The following is a 3,669-nucleotide window of genomic DNA, read 5'->3' as shown; positions in this document are numbered from 1 at the left end:
AAAAAGGACTGGAGTTTCCATTTAAGGAATTCCAGTCCTTTTTTAGATCTAACTTTTAACTGTTAGACCCCCTTTTTCTTTTATGGTAAACTTTTCCTAGAATGCCAGTGTGGCTTATAAGAATAATCGGTTTGATCACGATTCTTGAGCATGACCAGATGCAAAGTTTTTACTGAAACGAATCAATATTTATTGTCTGTTTTCCGATTAGCTGTCATATCTTATAATGAACATAAACAATGACAGACTAGATTATACTTTATAGATAAAGATAAGGGATTTTGTCGAGACTAAAAAGATGAATATATCTAATTAATTGATGATATCATCGTATTATTTTTAATTGATATCATTGTTTTTTATTTTCTTACTTACTTAAAGCATTATAGACAGCTTTTATAATAATGCGAACTAATGAGGTGCTAAAATTATAGTAGACGTTGAATTTTTCTTTTTTAAATAAATATATGATGATAAAATTATGATTGATTTAAGGAGATGAATAATGTTATGAAGATTAAAACAATATCAATGTTAACTTTGAGTTGTTTATTAGCTTGTACTAATTTGAATGTATATGCAGAAGATGTTATAAACAATTCTGGTTACCAAAATGTTGATGCTCAGCAGGTTGCCGAGGGAGATATAGATATTAATGAAACAAATTTTCCAGATCCTAATTTTAGAGAATACATGAAAGATGAATGGGATATTGATAACGATAATAAAATCAATAAGTCTTTAGCAGATAATCTTTCTTATATTTCTGTAAGTAATCGTGAGATTAAAAGCTTAAAAGGGATAGAATTTTTTCCAAATTTACAACAAATCCTATGTGACTCTAATCAAATAGAATATTTAGATTTGAGTATGAATCCCAATCTAGAATTTTTATACTGTCGAGATAATAGAATAAGAAGTCTTGACTTAAGTCATAATCCTAAATTAGCTACATTATATTGTAGTAATAATGAACTGACAGAATTAGATTTGAGTCATAATCCAGAGTTGCTTGTTGCTTCTTTTGGGGGCAATCAAATAACAAGTATTGACTTAACAAAATGTAAAAAACTTCAGGAACTTGGATGTAGTGAAATGAATATAACTGAGTTAAATATTAGTGGTTTAACTGATTTACAAAAAATATCTTTATATGATACAGCTTTAACTCATCTAGATGTAAGTTCTAATACTAATTTAGTTCATCTAAGTATTGGGCTATCAAAATTATCAAGTATCGATTTATCTCATAATTTAAAATTGAAAGAGTTATTTTTAGATGAGAATCAACTGAATACATTGTATTTGGGAAATAATACCGAATTAACAAATTTAACGTGTTATACGAATCACTTGCCATATCTTGATTTAAGCAATAATACGAAATTAAACATATTGTATACATCTCCACAAGATATAAGTGTAGAATCATATAAAAGAAATGGAAAATGGATTGTAGATCTTTCAAACTATATACCACAAGAATATCTTTCTAGAGTAAGTATAGAAAGTAAAGAATGTAATTATAATCCAGTAAGTGGTATTGTGGAACTACCAAATAACGAAATAAATTCTTTTGATTATACTTTTAAATGTATAGACAAAAAATTTGAGTATGATGAGCAAGAGATGTATGTAGAGGCAAATATAAGTTTTGTTGATGGTACAAAATTTCCATTTACGGATGTTTTTTTAGAAGACTGGTTCTATAATTCTGTAAAATATGTCTATGACAATGGAATGATGACAGGACTTAACGAAACGACCTTTGGACCATATGAAAATTTAGCCAGAGCACAGTTTGCCGTTATCCTGCATAGGATGAATGGTTCACCGGATATGGAATATACGAACAAGTTCCCAGATGTAGCCGATAATCAGTGGTATACGGATGCGATCCTATGGGCAAGTGATATTGGAGTGGTCACAGGATACGAGGATACAGGAAAGTTTGGTCCTGGAGACAATATCAACCGAGAGCAGATGGCTGTGATGATGTATCGATATGCGAATTATCTTGGATATGATACAAGTGCAAGAGCCGACATAAGCAAATATACAGATGCCGGCAATGTAAATGAATTTGCAAAAGAAGCGATGTCCTGGGCAGTTGGAGAAGGGATCATCACAGGGAAATACAATGAAACCCAGCTGGATCCACAGGGGAATGCGAGCCGTGCTGAATGCGCAATGATCATCATGCGATTCATGGAATATTATAAGTAATTACTTTGGTTTGATATAAAAAGAAAATGTTATTGGATTCATTTATATTCATGTAGAAAAAGATATTCAATCATATATTTCTGTAATAAGGATATTCTATTTTTTGCTATGTATGGAGAAAACCTAAAAATATCTAGGATTTTATATTTATAAGGTTTTAGAGTAGTTGGGATTTTATAAGTCAGATGATAGTAATGAGAAGTGTTGATGAAAACATATGGATTGAATGCTAACACAAAACTTGATATAGATAATTTTTTGATACATTATCTAACTTGAATTACCTGAATATAGAGTTGTATAAAAAAATGCATATATGAAAAAAGGAAGTAAAATTAATTTTTTTACTTAATTAGTCTATTTTCAATAGAGTATTAATGATAATGTCAAACTATAAAATAAAAGATGAATAATCATTTATTAGTTATTTACATGCAGAAAGGGAATTTAGTATTTATGTCAAAAATCAAAAAAATCATTATTTTATTAACACTTGTTTTATTAACATCTTTAACAAACATACAAACCCCAATATTTGCAATTGAAGATGATAAATTTTTTGAGCCAGAGAATAATATAGCTTTAGAAGAAGAAACAAATAATAAAAATAATCAAACAGATGAAGCAATCAACGTCAAAGATAATACAGAAGAAACTTTGAATTTAGTTTTAAAAGGTGATGCGGCAAAAGTTAATTATTTTTATGTTGGTTCTCCATATTTGGAAACACCTGATGAAAGTGAGTTTGTGGTTTCTTTCGGAGATGGGAGTGAAGATGTTTCACGGATGAATCTGATTATTGAAGGGCATGGTGATTCAATAATAGAAATAGAGAATATTAATAGAGTTGGTCAACTTTTTCATTTTAAAAGACTTTTTACAGACGAGGAATCAGGAGTTTATAAAGTAACTGAAATTAGATATTTTATTGATAATCAAGAGTATCAGATTATATTATCTGATTTAGGGATAGATGCTCTATTTGGTGTTAATGAAGAGTATGATGGATATGTTGCAACATATTCAAATGAAACAAATTTAGATATGTCAGATGTTGAAGGCTCAATTGTATCCTTAAATCCAGATAATATGGAGAATTCCGAAACGTTGATAGAAGAGAAGATTAAAGAAATATCTTCAAAGACTCCTTCCTCATTATCAAGTTTATCAATTGATAATAATTTTGATAATAAAGAAAGTAAAGTATTTGTAATTGCTCTTGATCCAGGGCATGGTGGAAGTGACCCAGGTTCAACTACTTATTATGGAATAAGTGAAGCTACATTAAATTTAAAGATTGCGAATTATTGTAAACAAGAGCTTGAAACTTATAAAAATGTTCGAGTTGTGATGACCAGAACAGGTGTGAGTATTCCAATGGTTGAGAGCCACTTCGTCCAATAGAGAGAGCCAGCCAATCCATTGGAGTGAGCCATAGAATCC

At 29.7% G+C, this 3,669-nt stretch carries 2 protein-coding genes; both read left to right on the top strand.

The genetic code is table 11. From position 1 onward, the window contains the following. The first annotated feature begins 510 nt into the window (after positions 1-510). Entirely contained in the window at positions 511-2,226 is a 1,716-nt protein-coding gene (locus tag PND65_RS09545) for an S-layer homology domain-containing protein (RefSeq protein ID WP_271991856.1), read from the top strand. A gap of 456 nt (positions 2,227-2,682) precedes the next feature. Further along, positions 2,683-3,630 (top strand): N-acetylmuramoyl-L-alanine amidase family protein, encoded by a 948-nt coding sequence (locus PND65_RS09540; protein ID WP_271991853.1) that lies wholly within the window; start codon positions 2,683-2,685, stop codon positions 3,628-3,630. Positions 3,631-3,669 lie beyond the last annotated feature (39 nt).

It is taken from the genome of Faecalitalea cylindroides (assembly GCF_028321995.1).
GTDB classification, from domain to species: Bacteria; Bacillota_I; Bacilli_A; order Erysipelotrichales; family Erysipelotrichaceae; genus Faecalitalea; species Faecalitalea cylindroides.
This window is presented reverse-complemented; position numbering and strand designations above follow the sequence as displayed.

Coding starts and splice junctions, on each gene's coding strand:
- PND65_RS09545 (WP_271991856.1), top strand. CDS start 511: ATGAAGATTAAAACAATATCAATGTTAACTTTGAGTTGTTTATTAGCT.
- PND65_RS09540 (WP_271991853.1), top strand. CDS start 2,683: ATGTCAAAAATCAAAAAAATCATTATTTTATTAACACTTGTTTTATTA.